Source organism: Gracilibacillus pellucidus, assembly GCF_033949965.1.
Lineage (GTDB): Bacteria > Bacillota > Bacilli > Bacillales > Amphibacillaceae > Gracilibacillus > Gracilibacillus pellucidus.
Map to the genome: position 1 here is coordinate 342,349 of NZ_JAWZSR010000004.1, position 22,911 is coordinate 365,259.

General features: G+C 35.3%; 17 protein-coding genes and 1 pseudogene. 4 read left to right on the forward strand and 14 right to left on the reverse strand.

Going from position 1 to position 22,911, the window contains the following annotated elements:
* Window positions 1–6 precede the first annotated feature (6 nt).
* The gene (gltB, locus tag SH601_RS09595) at window positions 7–4,560 is read right to left on the reverse strand and encodes a glutamate synthase large subunit (RefSeq protein ID WP_319958070.1); all 4,554 of its coding nucleotides are present in this window, start codon (window positions 4,558–4,560) and stop codon (window positions 7–9) included.
* A gap of 130 nt (window positions 4,561–4,690) precedes the next feature.
* On the opposite strand from gltB, the gene gltC reads away from it, so the two are divergent.
* Window positions 4,691–5,590: a glutamate biosynthesis transcriptional regulator GltC gene (gene gltC, locus SH601_RS09600; protein ID WP_319958071.1), complete on the forward strand. Its 900-nt coding sequence runs from the start codon at window positions 4,691–4,693 to the stop codon at window positions 5,588–5,590.
* A 92-nt stretch (window positions 5,591–5,682) separates the two neighbouring features.
* Here the strand turns inward: gltC and SH601_RS09605 are convergent, their stop codons facing one another.
* Together SH601_RS09605 and SH601_RS09610 are read right to left on the reverse strand one after the other, a co-directional pair.
* Window positions 5,683–6,261, reverse strand: a complete 579-nt coding sequence (locus tag SH601_RS09605) for a hypothetical protein (RefSeq protein WP_319958072.1) — start codon at window positions 6,259–6,261, stop codon at window positions 5,683–5,685.
* Between the two features lie 254 nt (window positions 6,262–6,515).
* The gene (locus SH601_RS09610; RefSeq protein ID WP_319958073.1) at window positions 6,516–7,412 is read right to left on the reverse strand and encodes a 5'-3' exonuclease; all 897 of its coding nucleotides are present in this window, start codon (window positions 7,410–7,412) and stop codon (window positions 6,516–6,518) included.
* Between the two features lie 99 nt (window positions 7,413–7,511).
* On the opposite strand from SH601_RS09610, the gene msrA reads away from it, so the two are divergent.
* Complete coding sequence (gene msrA / locus SH601_RS09615; protein ID WP_319958074.1) at window positions 7,512–8,045, forward strand: peptide-methionine (S)-S-oxide reductase MsrA; 534 nt, start codon at window positions 7,512–7,514, stop codon at window positions 8,043–8,045.
* 94 nt (window positions 8,046–8,139) lie between these two features.
* On the opposite strand, the gene SH601_RS09620 is transcribed toward msrA, so the two are convergent.
* From SH601_RS09620 to pdxR, 4 genes and pseudogenes are all read right to left on the reverse strand, one after another.
* A complete protein-coding gene (locus SH601_RS09620) occupies window positions 8,140–8,322 on the reverse strand; it encodes a hypothetical protein (RefSeq protein ID WP_319958075.1) in 183 nt (60 codons plus the stop codon).
* 105 nt (window positions 8,323–8,427) lie between these two features.
* A complete protein-coding gene (locus SH601_RS09625; protein WP_319958076.1) occupies window positions 8,428–8,892 on the reverse strand; it encodes a GNAT family N-acetyltransferase in 465 nt (154 codons plus the stop codon).
* 121 nt (window positions 8,893–9,013) lie between these two features.
* Window positions 9,014–9,487, reverse strand: a complete 474-nt coding sequence (locus SH601_RS09630) for a GNAT family N-acetyltransferase (protein WP_319958077.1) — start codon at window positions 9,485–9,487, stop codon at window positions 9,014–9,016.
* Between the two features lie 201 nt (window positions 9,488–9,688).
* Window positions 9,689–11,094 (reverse strand): annotated as a pseudogene (pdxR, locus tag SH601_RS09635) (MocR-like pyridoxine biosynthesis transcription factor PdxR).
* A gap of 114 nt (window positions 11,095–11,208) precedes the next feature.
* Between pdxR and SH601_RS09645 the strand changes: the two are divergent.
* Window positions 11,209–11,658, forward strand: coding sequence for a GNAT family N-acetyltransferase (locus SH601_RS09645; protein ID WP_319958081.1), 450 nt, complete (start codon window positions 11,209–11,211; stop codon window positions 11,656–11,658).
* A gap of 251 nt (window positions 11,659–11,909) precedes the next feature.
* Here the strand turns inward: SH601_RS09645 and SH601_RS09650 are convergent, their stop codons facing one another.
* From SH601_RS09650 to SH601_RS09675, 6 genes are all read right to left on the reverse strand, one after another.
* Complete coding sequence (locus SH601_RS09650) at window positions 11,910–12,449, reverse strand: nucleoside/nucleotide kinase family protein (RefSeq protein WP_319958082.1); 540 nt, start codon at window positions 12,447–12,449, stop codon at window positions 11,910–11,912.
* 47 nt (window positions 12,450–12,496) lie between these two features.
* A complete protein-coding gene (locus SH601_RS09655) occupies window positions 12,497–13,042 on the reverse strand; it encodes a GNAT family N-acetyltransferase (RefSeq protein WP_319958083.1) in 546 nt (181 codons plus the stop codon).
* A 117-nt stretch (window positions 13,043–13,159) separates the two neighbouring features.
* Window positions 13,160–14,176: a serine hydrolase domain-containing protein gene (locus SH601_RS09660; protein ID WP_319958084.1), complete on the reverse strand. Its 1,017-nt coding sequence runs from the start codon at window positions 14,174–14,176 to the stop codon at window positions 13,160–13,162.
* Window positions 14,177–14,339: 163 nt separating this feature from the next.
* Entirely contained in the window at window positions 14,340–14,876 is a 537-nt protein-coding gene (locus SH601_RS09665; RefSeq protein ID WP_319958085.1) for a GNAT family N-acetyltransferase, read from the reverse strand.
* Between the two features lie 97 nt (window positions 14,877–14,973).
* The gene (locus tag SH601_RS09670; protein WP_319958086.1) at window positions 14,974–15,606 is read right to left on the reverse strand and encodes an AAA family ATPase; all 633 of its coding nucleotides are present in this window, start codon (window positions 15,604–15,606) and stop codon (window positions 14,974–14,976) included.
* A gap of 110 nt (window positions 15,607–15,716) precedes the next feature.
* Window positions 15,717–16,169, reverse strand: a complete 453-nt coding sequence (locus tag SH601_RS09675) for a hypothetical protein (RefSeq protein ID WP_319958087.1) — start codon at window positions 16,167–16,169, stop codon at window positions 15,717–15,719.
* 546 nt (window positions 16,170–16,715) lie between these two features.
* Between SH601_RS09675 and SH601_RS09680 the strand changes: the two genes are divergently transcribed.
* A complete protein-coding gene (locus SH601_RS09680; RefSeq protein WP_319958088.1) occupies window positions 16,716–16,868 on the forward strand; it encodes a small acid-soluble spore protein P in 153 nt (50 codons plus the stop codon).
* A 194-nt stretch (window positions 16,869–17,062) separates the two neighbouring features.
* Here the strand turns inward: SH601_RS09680 and SH601_RS09685 are convergent, their stop codons facing one another.
* Window positions 17,063–22,837 (reverse strand): pectinesterase family protein, encoded by a 5,775-nt coding sequence (locus tag SH601_RS09685; RefSeq protein WP_319958089.1) that lies wholly within the window; start codon window positions 22,835–22,837, stop codon window positions 17,063–17,065.
* Window positions 22,838–22,911 lie beyond the last annotated feature (74 nt).

Genomic DNA, 22,911 nt, shown 5'->3' on the forward strand with positions numbered 1-22,911 from the left:
TCCTTTCTATTTAGTGAATACTTCTTCTGGATTTAATGTAACCGTCATTTTATTTTCTTTCTTAGCCGTAAATGCTTCTAAACGTGCTTCGTCCACTGATAAGCCTTGAGATTCGAACCAATCCATTTGTTTTAACATTAATTTGTAATCTGTCGGGATTACTTTAACAAATTTCTGCACTTCTTCATCCCAGTTTTGCAATGTGACAGCGGCTTTATCACTGTTTGTATATTCATGGTGATTCATAATTAATTCTTTTAACTCTTCTATTTCCGTTTGATCTGTTAATTGTTCAAATTGAATTAACTCTGTATTACATAGTTGCTTAAACTGTTCGATATTATCTGGTTTGACATAGGCAATACCACCAGACATACCTGCAGCAAAGTTCTTACCTACATTACCAAGGATAACAACACGGCCACCAGTCATATATTCACAGCCATGGTCACCGACACCTTCCACAACAATTTTAGCTCCACTATTTCTTACAGCGAAACGTTCTCCAGCATACCCTTGAACATATGCTTCACCACTAGTTGCGCCATAGAAGGATACATTACCAGCGATTACGTTATTACCTGGGTCAATAGTTGATTGTTCAGATGTGCGAACAATTACTTTTCCTCCTGACAAGCCTTTGCCAACATAGTCATTGGCGTCACCCGTAACAGTCATCGTCATACCAGAAGGAATAAAGGCGCCAAAGCTTTGACCAGCAGAACCAGTGAAATGTAGGTTGATTGTATCTTCTGGTAAACCTCTTTCCCCGTATTTCTTAGAAATTTCACTTCCGACAATTGTTCCGACAACACGATCCGTATTTTTGATCGGGAATGCTGCCTCAATTGCCGTTCCACTCTCAATAGCTTCTTTCGCAATTGGTAAAATGTGTTTGATGTCTAGTGATTTATCTAATTTATGGTCTTGTGTTGTCGTATTCGTTCGCGTTCCTTCAGGCTGATGAAGCAATGTCGTTAAGTCTAGATGTTTTGCTTTCCAGTGTGCTTTAGCACGTTCTGAAGTTTTCAAAATATCTGTTCGACCAATCATCTCTTCAACTGTACGGAAACCTAATTCAGCCATAATTTCACGAACTTCTTCGGCAATAAAGGTCATATAATTAACGACGTGATCAGGATTTCCAGTAAATTTCTTACGTAACTCTGGGTTCTGTGTTGCAACCCCTACTGGACAATTGTCATTATGGCAAACACGCATCATGACACAACCGATAACTACTAATGGAGCAGTTGCAAAGCCGTACTCCTCAGCCCCTAATAAAGCAGCCATAACAACATCTTTACCAGTTAATAGTTTTCCGTCTGTTTCTAAAATAACTCTATCACGTAAACCATTAAGCATTAATGTTTGGTGTGCTTCTGCCAAACCTAGTTCCCATGGTAAGCCCGCATGTTTGATACTTGTTTTCGGCGATGCACCTGTACCACCATCATAGCCTACAATAGAAATAACATCTGCGTTACCTTTTGCCACCCCTGCTGCAATTGTACCTACACCAGATTTAGCAACTAATTTGACACTAATTCTTGCATCACGATTGGCATTTTTTAAATCATGAATTAATTGTGCTAAATCCTCAATTGAATAAATATCATGATGTGGAGGAGGTGAAATTAAGTCTACCCCAGGAGTAGAGCCACGAACTTCTGCTACCCACGGATATACTTTCATACCAGGTAAATGTCCACCTTCACCAGGTTTAGCACCTTGTGCCATTTTAATTTGAATTTCTTTCGCATTTACTAAGTAATTACTCTTAGCACCAAAACGCCCAGAAGCTACTTGTTTAATCGCGCTTGAACGCAAATCCCCATTTTCATCTCTCGAAAAGCGATCAGGGTCTTCTCCACCTTCACCACTATTACTTTTACCACCTAAGCGGTTCATTGCAATCGCAAGTGCTTCATGTGCTTCCTTACTAATGGAACCAAATGACATCGCACCTGTTTTAAATCTTTTCACGATTGATTCTACCGGCTCTACTTCCTCAATTGAAATAGAATTAGATGATTTAAAATCGAACAAGTTACGTAAAAAGCCAATACGTTCTTCATTTGCTGTTTTAGAGAATTTCTTAAACAGCTTGTAATCTCCGCGGCGACACGCCCATTGTAATGTGTAAATAGTCGTTGGATTAAAGGCATGATGCTCTCCGACTTTACGCCATTGGAAATCGCTACCTGGTTCAAGTGATTCTTGTATGGCTGTTTTATAGCCTTCAACGTGACGTTTTTCCGTTTCTTCTTGAATAACATCTAATCCGATACCGTCAATCTGTGATGATGTACCAGTAAAATGTTCTTCGATTACTTTTTTACTTATGCCGACTGCTTCAAAGATTTGTGCACCTCGATAACTTTGCACCGTAGAAATACCGATTTTTGACATAACTTTGATAATACCTTCTGTTGCAACCGCCACAAACTTCTCTTGTGCTTCTTTTAAGGTCATCTTTAAGCGATTATCTAAAATTGCCTCATAGTATGTTTGATAAACAAGGTACGGATGAATAGCGTCTACACCGTAACCTAACATTGTTGCAAAATGGTGTACCTCTCTTGCTTCACCAGTCTCTGCAATAATGCTTGCTTTTGTTCGGATTCCCGCGCGTACTAAATACTGATGTAATCCACTTACAGCAAGTAATGTAGGGATTGCCTTTTGCTTACCATCCATATTTTTATCACTTAGAATAAGAATGTTCTTGCCTGCTTCAATTGCTTGCTTAGCTTGTGTGAACACTTGATGCAGTGCTTCTTCCATATTGTCTGTAAATAACGTTTCAATTACAGCAGAATGGATTCCTTCTACATGGTTATTCGCTAATTTATCTAGCTGTGCTGTCGATAATATCGGTGAATCTAAGCGAACTCTACTTGTTTTGGTTTTAGCAGGATGAAGAATGTCTCCCTCTGCACCTAACCATGTCAACATAGATGTTACTAACTTCTCACGATAAGCATCAATCGGTGGATTAGTTACTTGAGCAAACAATTGTTTAAAGTAATTAAACAAGCTTTGCGGGCGTTCTGATAAAACAGCAAGTGGCATATCATTACCCATTGCACCAATTGGGTCTTTTCCACCTTCTAATAATGGTAAAAGATATTTTTCGACGTCTTCTGTCGTATAGCCGAATGCTTTTTGTTTTTGTAATAATTGTGGATCTATATAGTCGTCATTCTCTGCATTCACAGCTAATGGCACGATTTGATCCTCTAACCAATCTTGGTAAGCATGCTCATTCGCAAATTCTTCTTTAATTTCTTTGTCTGAAATAATACGTCCTTCTTCAATATCAATTAACAACATTTTGCCAGGACTTAGACGTTCTTTTAACAAAATATTTTCCTCTTCATAGTCAATAACACCAACTTCTGAAGAATAGATAATATAATCATCTTTTGTAACATAATAACGCGCAGGACGTAGACCATTACGGTCAAGAATGGCTCCGATTTGTTTACCATTTGTGAATGTAATAGAGGTTGGACCATCCCAAGGCTCCATCATCATACTATGGTATTGATAGAAGGCACGTTTCTTCTCGTCCATGTGAGGATTTTTCTCCCATGGTTCAGGTATTAACATCATCGCTGCATGTGCAGGTTTACGACCAGCTAATGTAAAGAACTCTAGTGCATTATCAAGTGTAGCTGAGTCACTACCGCCACCATTAATGATTGGTAAAATCTTATCTAAATCTTCTCCGAATGCTTCTGAGACAAATTGCTTCTCTCTAGCACGCATCCAGTTCACATTACCGCGCATCGTATTGATTTCCCCATTATGAATTAAATAACGATTTGGGTGTGCTCTTTCCCATGATGGGAACGTGTTCGTACTAAAGCGAGAGTGTACAAGTGAAAAAGCAGAAACAAAGTCTTCTTGTTGTAAATCTATATAGAATTTATCTACTTGGTCAGGTGTTAAGAGCCCTTTATACACGATCGTTCTATTTGAAAGACTTGGGAAATAAAAACGAAGCCCTTGTTCTTTTGCCCAGTTCTCTGCTTGTTTACGAATAATATATAATTTTCTCTCAAAAGATAGGTCATCTGTTAATTCATCATTTGCTTCAATAAACACTTGATGAACAGTTGGCAATGTTTCCACAGCACCTTTACCAATATGAGAGGAATCAGTAGGTACGTCTCTCCATCCGATCAACTTTTGACCTTCTTGTTCGATTAATTGATTAATTTTTTCTTTCGCTTGTTGTTGTTCGTTCTCGTCTTGCGATAAAAATAACATCCCAACGCCGTATCGACCGACATATGGAAGTTGAAAGTCATTACATACTCTTCTAAAATATTGATCAGGGATCTGTACCATTAAGCCAGAGCCATCACCAGTAAGTGGATCGCTCCCTTGTCCACCACGGTGTTCTAATTTACATAACATATCTAATGCTTTCGTTACAATTTCGTGTGTTTGTTTCCCCTTTATATGCGCATACAAACCGATACCACAAGCATCAGATTCAAAATCTGGATTATATAAACCTTGGGCACTCGGTAAATCTTGATATGTCATATATGTCGTCCCCCATTCTATATATTTTTAAGGTGTCTGTTTCTATTGTAAGTTTTCTTATTAATCGAAACAATATATAATAAATATAATATCATTCTATTATTGATATAAATTAATGAGGTGAGAAAATATGGAATTACGTCAATTGCGTTATTTTGTAGAAGTAGCTGAACGGGAGCATGTCTCTGCGGCAGCTGTAGAGTTACACGTAGCACAGTCTGCTATTAGTAGACAGATAGGAAATTTAGAGGATGAGCTCGGTGTGGAACTTTTCGAGAGAGAAGGAAGAAATGTTCGTTTAACCCATATAGGACGAATATTTTTAACTCATACTAAAACGGCATTAAAAGCAATCGATCACGCCAAAAAACAAGTAGATGAATATATTGATCCAGAAAGAGGTTCAATAAAAATCGGATTTCCAACAAGTATTGCTAGTAACCTGTTGCCGACAGTTGTTTCAGAGTTTAAGAAAAAACACCCTAAAATCGGTTTTCAACTAAGACAAGGTTCTTATAATTTTTTGATTGAATCGGTAAAAAATCGTGAACTAGATGTAGCTTTTTTAGGTCCTGTACCAATGGATCATCCAGACTTAATAGGTGATGTATTATTTAGAGAAAACTTCTATGCATTAGTACCTAAAACCCATCCACTTTCAGGGAAAAGCAGTGTAGACTTATCTGAGTTGCATGATGAAACATTTGTGGTATTTCCAGAAGGATTTATCTTACACCAACTGGTCATTGATGGTTGTTTAAAAGCTGGTTTTACACCTAATATTTCGTCTCAGGGGGAAGACTTAGATGCAATCAAAGGTTTGGTTGCAGCAGGTATCGGTGTTACTTTATTGCCGGAGAGTGCATTTAATGAGTTGAATCCTCATTATACAGCGAAAGTTGGTATTCAATACCCTGAATTAGAACGAACAGTGGGGATTATTATTCCCAAAAACAGACGACTAGCACCTTCTGAACAAGTATTCTATGAATTTATTAAAGAATTTTTTGCTAATATACAACAGGCTTGATGAATCGAGATGTGGGAGGTAACTACCTTTCACATCTTCCATAACTGTACGAATGGTTCGTAAGCAGACAATATCATTTGCTTATACCTCTGTTACTCATTCGCACCATTATCAAGAGCAGAGTTCGCTATATCTATCGCTTCATCTATGGTGAATTCATATCCATTATCTTGATTCTCGCCGTACTTTGTTAAAACTACATGGTGTAGTAAGTCCTTCTTAGTGGGGTTTTCCCATTGTACTAACTTGTCTAACCCTTCATCTCTATAATAAGCATGCATATTCTGTTTTAACATAATAGGATGCATTTTGCGAAAGGTAGTTTTTTCCTCCGGATATTTCCATACATTCACGCTTACATAATTACTATTTCCCATATAACTTAATCGAGCACTAGGTAAGTTTTGATCTCCACTCTCTTTATATGTAAGAGATATTTCTTCAACCTCAAAGGGAATATTTTCTAAACTAGGCACCACTATTTCTTCTTTAATTTCCTCTGGTATCTGATTATATTCTTTTTCTATTTCCGGATACAGATGAAATAATCGATCTAACTCAGACTCATCATTCTGACTTTCAGGCTGATCATATTGAAGTTCGTTATCGTTACAAGCAGTTATAAATACAATCATACTCAAAAATATTAACAGAAGGTATTTTTTGCTCATGTTTTTACACCCCAATCTTTGTAGTGATTTCCAATTAAAATCCATATTAACACACTATAACCAAGCGAGGTAGGAGAAAATAAGTTTTCTAGTGTTTGACTAACTGTTCTTCCCAGTTAGGTGATTATATCCTAAAGTTTACCCGTATCTCTCGAAGCACCTAAAAAAGCAACCCCTTCATCATATGTTGAAGGAATTGCTTCTTATCCTTATACGGTGTTTCTAATGATAGTTACCGAACCAAGTGAACTCGCTCAATCAGTTATTTCTTCAGCTAATTTAGCTAACCATCTATCTGGATGGGTAAATTCTAATTCATCGATTAAATAAGATTTTATTGTAGTAAAATCTTTATTCCACTCAGCTGTATCGATTGAGAATGTAAGTGGCACTTCTGTGTAGATAGCAGCTAGCTTGCGAGATATGTCTAAATCTTCAGCATACTGATCCAACTTTTTCTGCATACCTTTTGTTAGATTCTCTTTATCTGCTAACATATTATCAATTGTTTCATATTGCATCAGTAATTTTAAGGCTGTTTTCTCGCCTACACCTTTTACACCTGGGTAGTTATCTGCTGAATCTCCCATCAAGCCTTTTAGATCGATAATTTGCTTAGGCGTTAAACCTTTCTTTTCATAGAAATTATCTGAATTAAATACATCATAATTACCTTGACCTTTTTTCATAATGGCAATATTAATGTTATCGTCTACTAGTTGTAATAAGTCTTGATCACCTGTTACGACTGTTACTTCATGATCTTCATGTAATTCTCTTGCTAATGTACCAATGCAATCATCTGCTTCATAACCTGTCACACCAACATTCGGTACTTGGAACGCAGTAACGATTTCTTTTGCTAAATCAAATTGCGGAACAAGTTGTTCTGGCGGAGCATCACGATTTGATTTGTATCCATCATACATGTCATTCCGGAACGTTTTACTTCCCATATCCCAACAACAAATGACGTGTGTTGGTTCAAATGTTTCAACCGCATTCGTAAAATAGTTTAGAAATCCGAACAATCCGTTACGAGGTATTCCTTTACTATTTTCCATAAACTTACCTGTAAAGGCGGTTGCGAAAAAACCTCTAAATAATAATGCCATACCGTCAACGATAAGGACATGTGATCTATTTGTCATATTTACACCCTCTAAGTTAAATTGATTTACTTCTTTACACATAACTTGTATATTAAATGCTACAAGAGGAATTTGCAACATAAAGGAGAAACAAATCTAATGAAAAAATTTGAAAAAGCAACATTTGCAGGAGGTTGTTTCTGGTGTATGGTTAAGCCGTTCGACCAATGGGATGGTGTTGAAAGTGTCATTTCTGGTTATACAGGCGGAAACACAGAAAATCCAATTTACGAGGAAGTAAAAACTGGTACGACAGGTCATTTTGAATCAGTAGAAATTACGTATGAGCCGGAAAAAATTTCTTATCAACAAATATTAGATTTATACTGGCCACAAATTGACCCAACAGATGATGGTGGTCAATTCCATGATCGAGGTTCACAATACCGAACAGCGATCTTCTACCATAATGATGAGCAAAAGCAATTAGCGCTTGATTCATTAAAGAAAGTAGCAGATTCAGGTCGTTTCAAGAAAGAGATTGTGACACAAATCTTGCCTGCTACCACTTTCTATCCTGCAGAGGAATATCATCAAGACTTTTATAAAAAGAATGAAGATGAGTACTTAGAGGATCGCGAAAAATCAGGTAGAGACCAATTTATTGAAGAACACTGGGAACAAACAAAATAATTATGACAAAGAACAGCCCTTATTTTGTAGGCTGTTCTTTTTTCATGGGTTATTCATTGTACCCTACATTCCATTCCTGTAAGTAAATATCTCTTTATGCTTGACGTCTTCGCTCTTTTATCTGAGCTCTTAGATTTAGATAGATAGCATAGCCTCCTGCTACGCTTAGCAATATTTGTGCAAAACCGACATTCAGATTAAATTGATATGGAAATAATATGAAGAAGATAACCAAAATGAAGATGATAACAGCAATGTTTCGTATATATTTAGACATTTTTAAGCCTCCTTATATTATATATAATAGTTTGAAAACGTTTCTATTATAGTGAAACATCATTGGCCCTGAATTCGTACTTGTAAATTTATTAAAGAGAGAACACTAGCATACATACTCCATTTTTAAAAATTCAAATGTGCTGCCATTGGTATTCTGAATAAAAGTATGAACACTTTTAAAACCTAATTTTCTATATACCTTTATCGCCCTTTGGTTAAAGGTTGCTACAGATAATGTTAGCTTTTCTGGTTTATATTCATTTTTCACAAACTCGATGCCTGCATTAAAAAATTCAAATCCCTTCCCTTTACCAGTCAGATCTGGTCTCATGCCCACTCCAATATCGTACGTTTTATCATCTACTTTAGTAACGCTAACAAAACCAATTAATTCATTCTTATTAATAACACTATACATAGAGTCTCCCCGATTTTCAGGGTCTACAAACTCTTCTAAATCTTCTTTATCTGCTTCCATATCGTAAAATGAATATTCTCCGTCATAGTGCCAATTATACGCAATATCTTCTGCTTGTTCTTGCGTCATAACCTTAAATTCATAAGTCATAAAATATCTCCTTCATAAACCTAGTCAGCCAAAGCCTTTCAACTTCAATGTTTTGTTAAAAATTAGACTTTTAGGTTTGTTATTTCATCAAAGCATCTATTAGTGCACCATTACTATTGTTTTAATCTACCTTCTTAAAAAATAGAACTCTATCTTGATTAGAGCCATCATAATTAGAAAATACTGACACTCCATCATCTTCTTTGTTGCCCTTTTCAATCTGAAATCCCATTTTTGTATGATAAGCAATGGAAACCTTATTCACTGGTGAAGTTACAGCACGAACAACATTTCTATTATTCTTTTTTGCTACTGTAAAAAATTCATTATAAAGTTGTTTTCCAATTTGTTTTTTACGTTGTTTAGGATTTACACCAACAAAATGTATGTATGCTACTTCCTGTTGTGACTGAGACATAAAACCGATTAAAAAACCAATTATTTCTCCTTCTTGTTCGGCAACGAAACTTGTGTTGTTAAAATGATCGAAAAATAATTTAGGCAACATATCGGACATTTGCCTGCCTCCCCACCACTCGTTAATCAAAGGTGAAATGACATAATAATCAGAACTTTCCACATTTCGTATTTCCATTATTAAACTCCCTTTCTATATTACGATTTAATTATGTATACTATCGACTTTGTTACTAAAATATCTAGATATTGAAGCTATTAATGATTCAGCTCTATTCGTTACTAGATGTTCCTTGCATCCATACATCATTTCCAAAGCTTTCTATTGCATCCCTCTTTATTCATGATGGTTGTAGAAACAAAATAGATGAGATCATTCCTAGTTAAACCATACTTTAGATAATAACTTTATTCCTTCTTCAATCTCTGATTCTGTTAATCCACCAAAACCTAACAAAACCATTGGAGTTTGGTCTTTTTCATGCTTATTATAATAAATTGAAGTTGGATAGACTTTAACTTTTTGCTTTTTAGCAGTCTTGATCAGCTCTGTCTCTGACATATTGTTTTGTACTTTTAGCAAAATATGAAGTCCTGATTCCTCACCGATAATAGCAATTTTATCAGCCATGTGCTGCTTGATAGCTGATACCAGTACTTTTTGTTTCTTACGATATACAACTCTCATTTTGTTTAAGTGACTTTTCCAGTAACCTTTCTGCATAAATTGACTAAGTGTGTGTTGATGTAGTCGAGAAACAGTCTGCTTGTAGATATTGAAATGATCATCGTACTTTGCTAACAAAGTTCTCGGCAAGACAATATAACTTAGACGCATAGAAGGTATAAATGATTTAGAAAATGTACCTAAATAAATCACTCTCCCCTCAGAATCCAACCCTTGTAAAGAGGGAATAGGCTTTCCTTTATATCTGAATTCACCATCATAATCATCTTCAATTATATAGCCACTGTTTTGTTCAGCCCACTTCAATAACTCTGTACGGCGAGCAATTGGCATTATTTTTCCCGTTGGAAACTGATGAGATGGAGTTACATACACTACTCTTGCATTACTTTCTTTTAGCGATTTAATGCTAATTCCATCGACATCAAGAGGTATTTGAGTTATTTTAACATTTTGATCGTTAAATACAATTCTTGTACGATGAAATCCTGGGTCTTCCATAGCATATATAGGTTCGTTACCGATTAGTTTACATAACAATTCTATTAAATATTGTGTACCAGCTCCTATAATAATTTGGTCTGGTGAACTCCTTACTCCTCTTGATTGAAATAGGTATTTTGTGATCTCTTCTCGAAGTTCAAACTCACCTTTTGAATCACCATTTAAAAATAATTGACTATTATCGTAATACAGTGATTGAACAGTTAATTTCTTCCAACTTGAATATGGAAAATGTTCTAAATCCACCTTTCCATGACTAAAATCGATTTTATAAGGTTTCCCTTTTTTTTAACATTGTGTTTGTTGTGAGATAAATTGTAATTGACATAAGGATATAAATCACTCTCTAATTTCTTAACGAAAACTCCTTTTCTTAGCTCGGTTTCGACATATCCTTCAGCGCTTAATTGGTGATAAGCAGTTTCGATTGTGTTTTCGCTAATTCCAAGATGGGAAGATAATTTTCTCTTCGAAGGAAGCTTGATGCCTGGTTTAATTCTTCCACTCTGTATCTCATCTTTGATGTATCTATAAAGTTGAATATATAAAGGCTCTTTTTTTGCATGATCCAACATTGGCGTTATTTCTATCATTAAAGTTCATCCTCCTTACACAAACTGACCCCTATAATTTTATCACATCTGACACTTTTAATAGAATCAGTTTATGAATATAATTTAAATTAATTTATACAAGGAGGAGATAATATGACTGAAAACAAATCAATGTACATTAAGGAATTAACAACGATAAAAGAATGGACAGAGGCATTTCCGGTTATGAATCAATTACGCACACACCTTAATCTTAATACCTATCTAGAATTACTAACAGAAGCACAAGAAAAAGAGAATTATAAAATAAATGCTCTATACAATAAAGGAGACATTGTTGCAATTATAGGATTCATGCCTATGACCACCTTGTATTATGGTCGATTTATCTGGGTTTGTGATCTAGTAACTGATAGCGCTAAACGTTCAAGAGGATATGGTGAGCAACTTCTTACATATACTTATGAATGGGCAAAGGAAAATGGGTATGAATGTGTTGCTCTGTCATCTGGACTTCAACGGAAGGAAGCTCACCGTTTTTACGAAGGAAAAATGAATTACAAAAAAGGAAGTTACGTTTTTAAAAAGAATATTAATCATTAAGAAGACAGGACTTAATTAAATAGGAAGAACGAGAGTCTGAACAATTCTAAACTAAATGTAGGCAAAAAACATATAATTTTGCAGGGATAACACGATTTTCAGATAACTGTATGAAGCCTTTCTCTTCACACAGTTACCTGAAATCGTGCCTGAGAAAAGCGAAGTATTCTACTGAAATGCTATGTGTAGTCATATTTGAATGTTTGGATTTTCCTTGTTTAATTAATCTATTGTCATCCCTTAAATTTCTTCTATCTTTCTACATTTCGAGTGATAATATTTACAAGTTCAAGTATTGGTAATGTTCCATCCACAACAATATCTGAATTTGGTTTTATTGTTTGTAACATATTAAGATAACCTCGTCTTCCTCTTAATACATAATTATTCATATCTGCTAATATTTCTTTTACTGAACTATTTTTAAAATCTCTGGTAATCCTACGAACTATTGCAATATCTAAAGGAACATCAATAAACACTGTAAAATCAATGAACTCACTTATTTTAGAGTGCTTATAGGCAAATGGATAATCTAACAATATATAATCCAATGGTTCGTTACGTAATATGTCTAAATCCCTAATAAGTGGGAGTAACTTCCATTCATCAGGATTACCACCACTATCGATCCATTTTATGATGTCATCTGGACCCTCAAAGTCGTAATCATCAAAATAGAGAGCTTTAGCTTTTTGTAACTTTGCATGTAATTGTGAAGTGATGGTTGTTTTTCCTCCGCCGGAAACTGCAGAAATTGCAATTACCATCGGATACTTTCCTTTTTCCATAGAAACCTCCCATTTTCGACTTCTTTTCTTAAGAAAATGACACACCCTCATTCATTAAATCTAGCCAACAGTAAGGTATTATAGTAATTCCCATCTGATAATAACTTATCTTTCTTTAATACCCCTTCTTTTTCGAAACCATATTTTTTATATAGCGTTACGGCTTTTTCGTTGGTTTCGAGTACATTTAATGTTATTTTCTTGATTTGGTTTGTGTCAGCCCAACTTATTGTTTCTTTTAACAAATGTGTACCAATGCTATATCCCCAGAAATCCTTTAATACACAAACACCGAATTCAACTTTATGAGCCATTCTTCTCAGCAGACTGCCTTCACACCTTGAAAAACCAACAATATTTCCATTTGTTTCACAAACTAAAAACAGATTATGAGCAGCTTCAGTATCTTCTTTGATTATTTGTTTAAAACTTAATTCGTCTATGTATGCTTCACCTTTTTCTCTATCCATATATTCCGTTTCACCGTCTATTTGTATTCTTACTTTAGACAAAGTGTTTGCATCATTCTCAGTTGCTGATCTTATTGTATAAGCTAAATCACGTACATGAAAATTCTTTTCATCAATCCTCATTATAAGCACCCTTTTAAATTATCTTCTTAACATTCCAAGTTATTAATATAATACGTTTTACAAAAATAGCGTTAGTTCTTCTTGAATTAACGTATTATATAGTTGAATAGGCATTAATTAATCACCAAAAACATCAATTACTTTATTTCCGAATTCCCTTAAGTAATGAAGATAATTGTCGCCATTGTCGCCTCCGTAGTTATACATTTTGTTGTACATTTTTGCAACAACAAGATTATACTTAGGAATTACTAATAAAGTAGGTCCTGTTATCCCTAAAATTTGATATGAACCTTCAGGAACTCTTTCCCCAATTTCACTTCTCAATGATGGTTTATCTTGAACATACCAGAATAGTCCGTTTTTTGGTAAATTGTTATCTTTATAACTGGGACTTTGAATTGTTGTAGCCAATCGTATAACTTCCTTGGGAACAATTTGTTTCCCATTTATTAATCCATTATTTAAATGAAGGTTACCCCAAAAAGCAAATTCGCGAGTTGAGGTGTGTAAATTGGGTTCATTCCCATCAGTTGCTTTACCGAGTTTAAATGATGCAATCACCTCAGGATTTTCAATTACTTGAACCAATTGCTCATTGGGTTTCTCTTGCCAAAAAGTTTCCTTGAATCCAAGTTTTAAAAACACCCGTTCTTTAAGTAATAGAGGAAAACTTTTGCCATAAAGTTTGTTGATAAGCTTAGACATCATTAAGACGTTAATCGCTCTGTAAGCCCAATTTTCACCCGGATTAAATTCTCGGTAAATTGTTCCGTCTTCTTTCTGATTTAACCCATGGGAGTGCGTTACCAGATGTCTTATCTTTGTTTCACCCAGCAATTCCTCATCAAACTCTTCAAAATAATCAATTGCAAAATCGTCAATATTTTTTATTTTACCTTCAAATAAGGCGTAAGCCACTGATAAACCTAAGTAACTTTTCCGAGCGGATGCAATATTAAATTGCGAACTTTTAGTAATTGGGGCAGAACCCATTGAATTAGAATGATAACCACTATAGTGTTCTAATACAATTTTGTTATCCTTGAGTATTACTAATGAAGAAGCACTACTATTGTTCCGTTCTTTGATATCTTCAACATACGAAATTAATTGTTGATAATTGTAACACACGTTCTCCCCAACCCTTTCTCATCTAGACTTCCTCTTCTATTTCTAAACTGTTGTGAATTAATCCTTCTTCAACAAAACTGTTAACTAGCACAGGTTAAATGCGTATCTTTTCCAGAGATTTAAATGCTTTTAGCAAATCTTTCAAGTCACAAAATCCTCTTAATTAGATTAACACTTTCCCCATTATTACTTGTAAATGTTCCTTCGAAATAACAGGGGCATTATTCTTGATAATTTCCCATCCTTTCTTTCTATATAAATTAATGGCGGGATTATTCTCAATACTAGTTGTTAATACAGCGGTTTTAAGATTAACGTTCTTCAATAAATTATCGTGCAATTTACTTGCGATACCAAGACACTTATAAGAAGGATGTACTGCTAATTCAACCAATTCAAAACAATGGAATAACCAAGTACCTATTTCTACTTTTGATAATCGATTAGCAATTTTTTCTCTATAAAATTGTTCCGGTAAACTGGTGTATCCATATGTAAAGCCGATTATATCCCCTTTGTTATCTTTAGCTTTTAAACCGATAAATCCCTGATAATTTGTGTGCTTTTTTATATTTTTTATAGCATTTTCTTTATCTTTAATTGAAAAATTATCTGGTAAAAAAGTCACACAATATAGTTCTCCGATTTTTTCGATGTCAGGGTCATTACAGTAAAAATCAACTATTTCTATGTTTTCCATATTTAATCTACTCCAGTAAATGTACGCTTATGTTTCGTTATTCTAAAAAAAATAGCATTAATCTTTTCTGAATTAATCCTACTATTTGCTCCATAACTTACGGTTTAGTCTTCATTAGCCAATTCTTAATGCTATCAATCAATCTCTCAGAATCTCGATATGCTTTAGAAGAAGGTAAATTATCTTCAATTACTCTTGCATTACATTCTATATTCTCAGCTTCTATTAGTTGTACAAATTGTAGTTCCAATTGATTGAGAGCTTCATAATATCTTTGATGTGGCTCAATAATATCTATGTGTGTCTCAAAATTTCTCCGTTTTCTTGTCTTATCATTCTCTTTACGTTTCTTAAGATTATTTATACTTGTGTACAAATAAAAATATCTATCCGGGAACATTATTTTCCCTTTTCTTATCTCTGCTTGATAGAACTCGTAAATTGCATCTAAACTTTGTTCATATATTTTGAAATCAAAGCACCAGTTGTAACTTAATGGCTGAAATATATCGCCATCAAGAATTACTAATTCATAATCCTTTTGTTTTTCTCGTGCAATTTTCCAACGTTCTACTTGACGTTCTAAGTACCATGTATTTGTTGCAAATGTAGGACGTTCAAAAAGAAGGTTCACTTCAGGAACAATATATGTATTTCTCATTCTAGTCAGTTCATTAGATGTTGATGTTTTACCGACTGCGCTTGCTCCTTCCAAACAAATTATTGTCATATTACACCTCTTGTAACTTGATACTTATTTAACTAAACTGCTTGTTAGTTCAATATCTTTTATCCGCAAAAATTACCAAAGAGGAAAAGTTCAATTAATAATAGTCTTGTTCAATTCCTACATCCGCTTATTGTAGATGAAACCTCAATTTTTTTGTTTATTTTTGATATTAACAGGGATACGTGAAAGTAAATATTAGAAGCAACAATGCCGTATATTGAAAATAAAATTACTTCTACTTGATAAATATTTTGAATAAAAACAACAAGAAAAATAACACCAACAAGTGAACCAACTAATGAATATAAACCCAATCCGATAAAGTATTTTGGGCATCTTGTCTTTTCTGTAGATTTCTTAATTAATTTATCTATAAAGATTGAAAGTGGTAATCCGACCAGAAAATAAACTGGACCAGTATAAATAACCACAAAAGCAAACGTTTCTAAAAAAACAAAATAATAAACATTAGGTTCTCTTTGAGAACTTGGTACATAAGAAATCCAAGAGAAAACAGTCGCAAATATAATCACAGATAGTACTACTGTTAAAAACTTTGCCATCATTTCACACCCTTTATGCTGTTGAACTAAACTGCTCATTTATAAAAGAAAGCAACTGCCTTATTAAACAATCGTTCCATTTAGCTGAGCAATAAAGAGCTGCTTTCACAGCTAAATAAAATTTTTATTTCCTACTTACTATGATTAAGCTGTATTTAACTCAGTCTTATTTCTCTTAAATGTATCTTGTTGTCCCCTTGAAGATAGCTCATATACAAAAATCATACATTCTTTTAAAGTTAAAGCTTTCGTATATTTTAACAGAAATTAAAGATAATATAAGGTAAGCATCGTTCAAACTTTGTAGCATTATTCAGTCTCTTAACAATACCATAAATAAAGAACAAACCATTTACGTTTTAATGTAATTGAACAAAATTCAAGCCATGTTACATTAAACACACTTACGGAAGAAGCGCTTAATAATTACGATCCAAGGTATTGCAAGAAGCTTCTTTTTGTCGTCTATAATGCCGCTAACAGGCTAATGCAATACGTAATTGAAGCGGACAACACTATTAAAAATGATGAAGGATGTGATAAAAGATGACCAAAAATCGTAAAGGGCCGAAACAGCAGGAACAACCTAATTTACCTAAAAGTGTACAACAGCCTTACGGTGAACCATTAGCGGGATCTCATAAAGTGAAAAACAAAAATCATACCAGACAAAAACATGATGCATCACATGACATGTGAGAAGCCTATTCAATATACGGTCCTCTAATCGAAAATAGCTTCTCTTTTCCACTGCTCCGTTTCAGTAGATTTTTTTACTAAGATATTTATATTTTAACATAAATATCCAAAGATTATTTCATGTAAATACAGATATTTTTCTAATTTTAAAAAGGGAATCCAAATTATATAGAATTGGATTCCCTTCTTGTTATTTAACTATTATTTTTCCTTCTAACTACTATAATTGTTCCGCCAATCAGTAGCAGAAGCATACCTATTCCTAGGTAATTATAAAGATTTGTTGCTGTATTTGGAAGCTCATCATCACTAGGGTGCTCATCCTCTTTTCCTGAATTCTGCGTTTCGTTAGTACGATCCATTTCATTCTCATCTTCAGATGTTTCTTGATTTCTTGATTCTGATAATTCTTCACGTTCAGATTCAGGTGTTTCTTCATCCTGATCCTCTGTAGTATCTTCACTTTCTGGTTTGCCGTTATCATCAGATCCGGATTTGTCATTGTTCTCATCGTCTTGATTAGGTGGATCATCTTGTTCAGGTGTCACCTCATCACCATCCACTACTAGTGAGATATCACTAAATGTAATATCTGCATTTCGTGCAACGAACATACCTACATACACATAATCTGAATCAACTTGAGTAAGTTTAAAGTCAAACCCACCTGTGATCATTTCTTCGTCTCCGAACTTAACAGCATATCCATCAGAGTTACTTGTAATTGAAAGGTCCACCTTATCTCCCTTAGTAATTGCATGTTCTGCTTCTCCACCTTTGACAAGTGCTCCATTCTTTCGAGCAAAGCTATTCCAATACTCTCCTGTCTCAGCACCAGTAAGCATCAATGGTGCTGCTGCAACATAATCCCCCATAGGCGTTTTCATGTTAACATCGATATACATATCATCTCTTGCCATTAAACCGAAGGAAACTTGGTTATTTACATCAAAATGATTTATTTTAGCTTTAGCAGTTAAACTAAATGTACTGTCTGCCGGTACTTTGTAGTAGTACATTGCAATACCATCTTCTGCGCTAGCTATTTTTCCTTTATTGTTAGCTACTGCAATATGCATATTACCATCACTATCTGTTTCAACAGTGTGATTTGAGGTGCTTGGAGTACCACCAACAGAACCAAACACTGTACCTTTCCAAATACCGTGATCGTTCCATAAAGTACTTGGAGGTAAATCATTATCATATGTTGGTTCCTCATACTCTGGATTCACCACTAAAGTATCCTCTTTAGTTGGGGCTTCGCCACTTATTACATATTTAGCAAGCCCCTTCACCCCTAAATCTTTGATGGTTTTCGTAATAAGGTATGCATTATATGTCGCGCCCCAAATATTCGTGTGTGTATTATCTACCGTTACTGGATCAGAAGAGGTTCTTGCGTGCAAATTCAAGGTTTCTTCATGCCCTAGCTGATCATATAATTCTTTCGTTAACGTAGTCATATCGACAACCGGAAGTTGCAGTGTATCACCCAAATCTCGAATAGCTTGCGCATAATCTCCTCCATCATAACCGTCTGAATCTCCTGTAATATGAAGTTGGGAGTTACTCCACTTGTCTGTAGCTGTTCTTCTAACAATAGGAGTTGTAAGAATTACTTCTGTTCCTACCGCTTGAGCTGGTTTAATATAATTCTCATACAGCGAATGCGCAAAAGAGCCTTCATCCAAATAGCTTCCATTAGGATTAGTATATCTTTCTAACTCTCGTTTCTCATCATTGTGACCGAAACCGATTAATAAGTAATCTCCATCCTCCATACCTTCGATCAATGTCTGGTACTCAGGATCTCTTGTGTAGCTTTTTGAACTTCTTCCCGATAAAGCAATATTTTTTATCGTGAATGGTCCATCAATATAGTTCTCAATCTTAGTACCCCATCCGTATCTTGGATAATAATAACTATCATTAAATGAACTTACCGTTGAGTCTCCAACAATCCAAATCGTTGCGTCATCTGATTCAGCCGGTAAAAGGCTATCAATTGCTGCTTGTGTTTCATTTGTCCAATAATCATCTAATTCGCTAGTATAAACACCATTCTCATCAGAAACATACACACTTACGTTACTTTGTGAATCGACCTCAAATATTACATTGTTTGTACTATCTAATCCACCTACTCTTACTGGTGGAATAACGTAGTTCGAGATATTATAGTCAAGCTCCTGAATTTCTTTTGCAATTAAAGCACCATTATAAAAGCCACCAATTTTATTATTGTGTGTGGAATCTCCTTGATTCATGATTGCCCTTGCTATAGTAGAGTTTCCGTCACTTGCTGTATCATCATTCTGATAGGCTCTTTCATAAGTAGCTTTTGTTGCTTCAAGCATATCGATCACTTGAACATCCTGCTCCTCACCTAATTGTTCAACAGCTGTTACATAGGCATTATCAGAGCTTGTAACCGCTCCTGTTGTAGCATCTGTCGCGTCATGGTGAGGTTTTATTGTACCATCAGCATTAAAATATTGCCTTGCGATAGGTGTCACTAAAATAGGAGTTGCTCCTGCATCTTTCGCCACATCAATATATTGCTGTAAATACCACTTAAATGTACCACTTGTATATGGGTAAAAGTCTTCCCCATATTTTGTCGTGAGCACTTCAGGAGTTGTGTCTTTAACCGCTATATTTGAAGGATATATACCTTTTTTATCCGGTTCTCCCAATGAAACAAATCGTTCTGTCAGATATCCTTGTGAATTAGACGAATCATTATGACCAAATTGAATCAATAAATAGTCTCCGGCGTTTATGTCGGAAGCAATTTTATCCAGGCTTCCCTCATTGATAAAGCTTCTAGCACTTCTACCACCATTCGCATAATTAACAACATTTATTTTATTCGGCTGGAAAAAGTTTTGTAAATATTCTCCCCAACCGGCAGTATCTGAGGATGACCCATATGTCTTAACAGTTGAGTCACCTGCAACAAAAATATTGACACGTTGACCATCTGGAATTTCGTTATCATTGCCTGATGACCCTGCTTGAACTAGATTATCAAGCTTAATCGATTTCGGCGTACCCTTTAAACCATTAGTCGTTTCAGGTGTTACGACTGCTTTAATATAATGACCTACATCTTCTTTAGTAAGTTTATACGTTTTCGAAAGATGTGCGGACGTTGCTTTAATCAATGTTTCGCTTCCATCTGGACTGACTCTATACCACTGGATTAGTGAACTATCGTTTTGATTATCATCATCCAGCTCATAACCTAAACTAATAGTGTTACCTGTGTATGGTATATCATCATCGGTCGTGAAGGAAGGCTCTGTTTTAAATGTAGGCACTACTTCACTGTCAGCCGTATAATAGGACGGTGTCCAATCTCCAAAATAATCTTTCACATTAATTGCTGCAGCTTCTGCATCTGTTAAAACAGGAGCTCTTCTTTCCGACGTATCCACTACCTCACCGTTATACGTCGTATTGTATTCTGCATAATTCGCCTTTTCGGGTGGACCAGACATATCATGCCAACCACTTGGATCAATGATGTCATCATGCTCCAACTTTGTATTCAAAAATGTAACGGTTGCTTCAGCTCCCCATGGCCTTCCAAAATAACCTGGCGCACTTAATGCATCACTGCTGGTAGTGATTGTACTATTCCTAAATAGGTATCCGTGAGCTGCTTCATCCTTGCTAGCTGTAATATAACCACCTACTGCATTATCACTATACCCAGCAAAATTCAACGTTACGTTATCAAATACGACATTTCCATCACCGAAAATATAATCTGTATTACCTTCTATAAAAGAATTTTTAAAAAAGCTTCTATTCGTGCCATCTCCACCTGTATAAAGGGTGTCTTGACTCCCAAGAAAGTGACAATTAATAAATTCAGCCTTATCTGCCTCAATTAGAATAGCAGCCGCTCTTTCTGTTGCTTCTTTTGACGTAACGTCAGTAAAAATCTTTCTCTCTACATTTATATTGCTTCCATTAACATTCGCAAGCTCCACACCATCTGCTAACTCTTCTTCTGTAACATACTTGTTGAAGGAATTTTCAAAAGTGATACCGTCAGCCTTGAAATCTGTAGCATTACTCGTCAGATAAACGGTACCTCCCCATTTACTTGCTGTATTCTTTTCGTACTTATCAAATGCACGCTCTTCATCATAAAATCCATCTGCTCCAACACTATAATATTGATATCCAATACCATAATACCAAGTGATTTTCACTTGTGTACTAGGATCACTAGTTGGGGTGGGATGAGCATTTTTTAATGTAATGTATGGTGTATCGATGATAACCTGCTCTCTATATACACCTGGTGATATATGAATTGTAATCCGTTGTTCTTCATTTGAAGGATTCATTCTTTGTGCTGCATCGATTGCTTCATTCATGGTATCGTAATGGTGTTCTTTAGAATCATCCCCTACATATATATCAGGTACCCATTCTAAAGATTCTGGTTCCGTATTATTCGTAAACAAAATATCTTTCGTAGTGTTCTCTCCATCAATGACGACATTAGAACTTGTGTTGTAACCTTCCGTTGCGTCTGCACTAATACTGTATGCACCATCTCTAAGACTTACCGTATACTCGCCATCTGAAACTGTACCAGAATAAGTATAGTCATCATCAACATTAGTAAATGTAATATTCGACACTTCTGCTGTCGACGATAGTCCTAATAGCTTACCTGTTGCAGTATAAACTTCTTTTTTAGCAACTTTTATATCGTGTTCTGCGTCTTCTGTTAATTTCATGTTGCCTCCTTCTGCGATTTCATAGTCATTCACACCAGAAATAACGGTTGTATATTCTACTCCATCTTGCAAATCAGCTGTATAGGTCATTGTTTCCGTATCTACAGTAGCTGTAACTGCTGGCGCAAGGCTATCCTCCGGAGGAATAAATTCTACTTGTAACTCACTCGTTTTGTAATCGTTATCAAAACCGTCGATAGTACCTTTAAGAGTGACAAGTTGGTTTGCCACCACATCTAGGCTAATCTCTTTTCCTGATGGAATGTCAGCAACAGATGTACTAACAACCTTTGTTTCATCAGAAAATCTACTATCTGCTAAATCTTTAAAGGTTGCGATATATTCATAACCAGTTGCAAGAATAGTATCAAATGAATGGTCTTCATCTATTTCAACGGTTGTTTTATCACCTGTACGTTGATTAGTGAATTGAATGGTTTCACCTGGAGATATTTTACCGTCTTCCGCATCCACTTTACCAGTTACCTTTACCCCTGGTGTTCTCACTACTCGATGGAAACGAGGTTTTCCACCAGAATTAGCTGTTACATAAATTTGATAAGAACCAGAATATTGTGCAATAAAATCTATTTTTTGGTTAGTCGTCGTGAAAGGAGCTGAACTATCCTGTACCTCTTGTTCATCTGGGGCTACTGTTACCTTTTCGTCATCTATACTGACAGATGCGTGAACAAAGTGAATCGATTCATCTCCGTTATCTGTTCCACCATAAATACTGATTTTATCGCCGGCAGGTACATGATCAATAGTCAAAAACCTTCGATCAGTCCCACCTGTACCATTGGCATAATAAACACCATTAGCATGGTAGCCATCTTCATATCCATGATTCATACCACCCCAACTTCCAGAAGAATTTTCACCTGGGGTCGTACCATCCTCCTCATAGTAGTAGGAACGGTCGTTTGCATTAGGATTTCCTACGGTTAAATCGCCATATGTTGTATTATCAAAATTACCGGTAGTAATCGTAGTCTTACTGTTCAAAATATCCGTCGTAATATGATTATTATATAATTCCCCTGATTCTTGAATACCACCAAAATCCCAAATATCGATTTTTTGACTATTAGACGTCTCACTAGCATAAGCTGATATATCACCAATATGGTAAAATAATATGGTGAAAAGCATTATGTAAGTGAATTGTTTTCTTGTCGCTTTTTTTGACCTTCGATTCACTTTTACACTCCTCTCCACTAGATACATGTTTTGCCACACCTAATCAATGAGCCACAGGTAGAGAGTGAATGTAT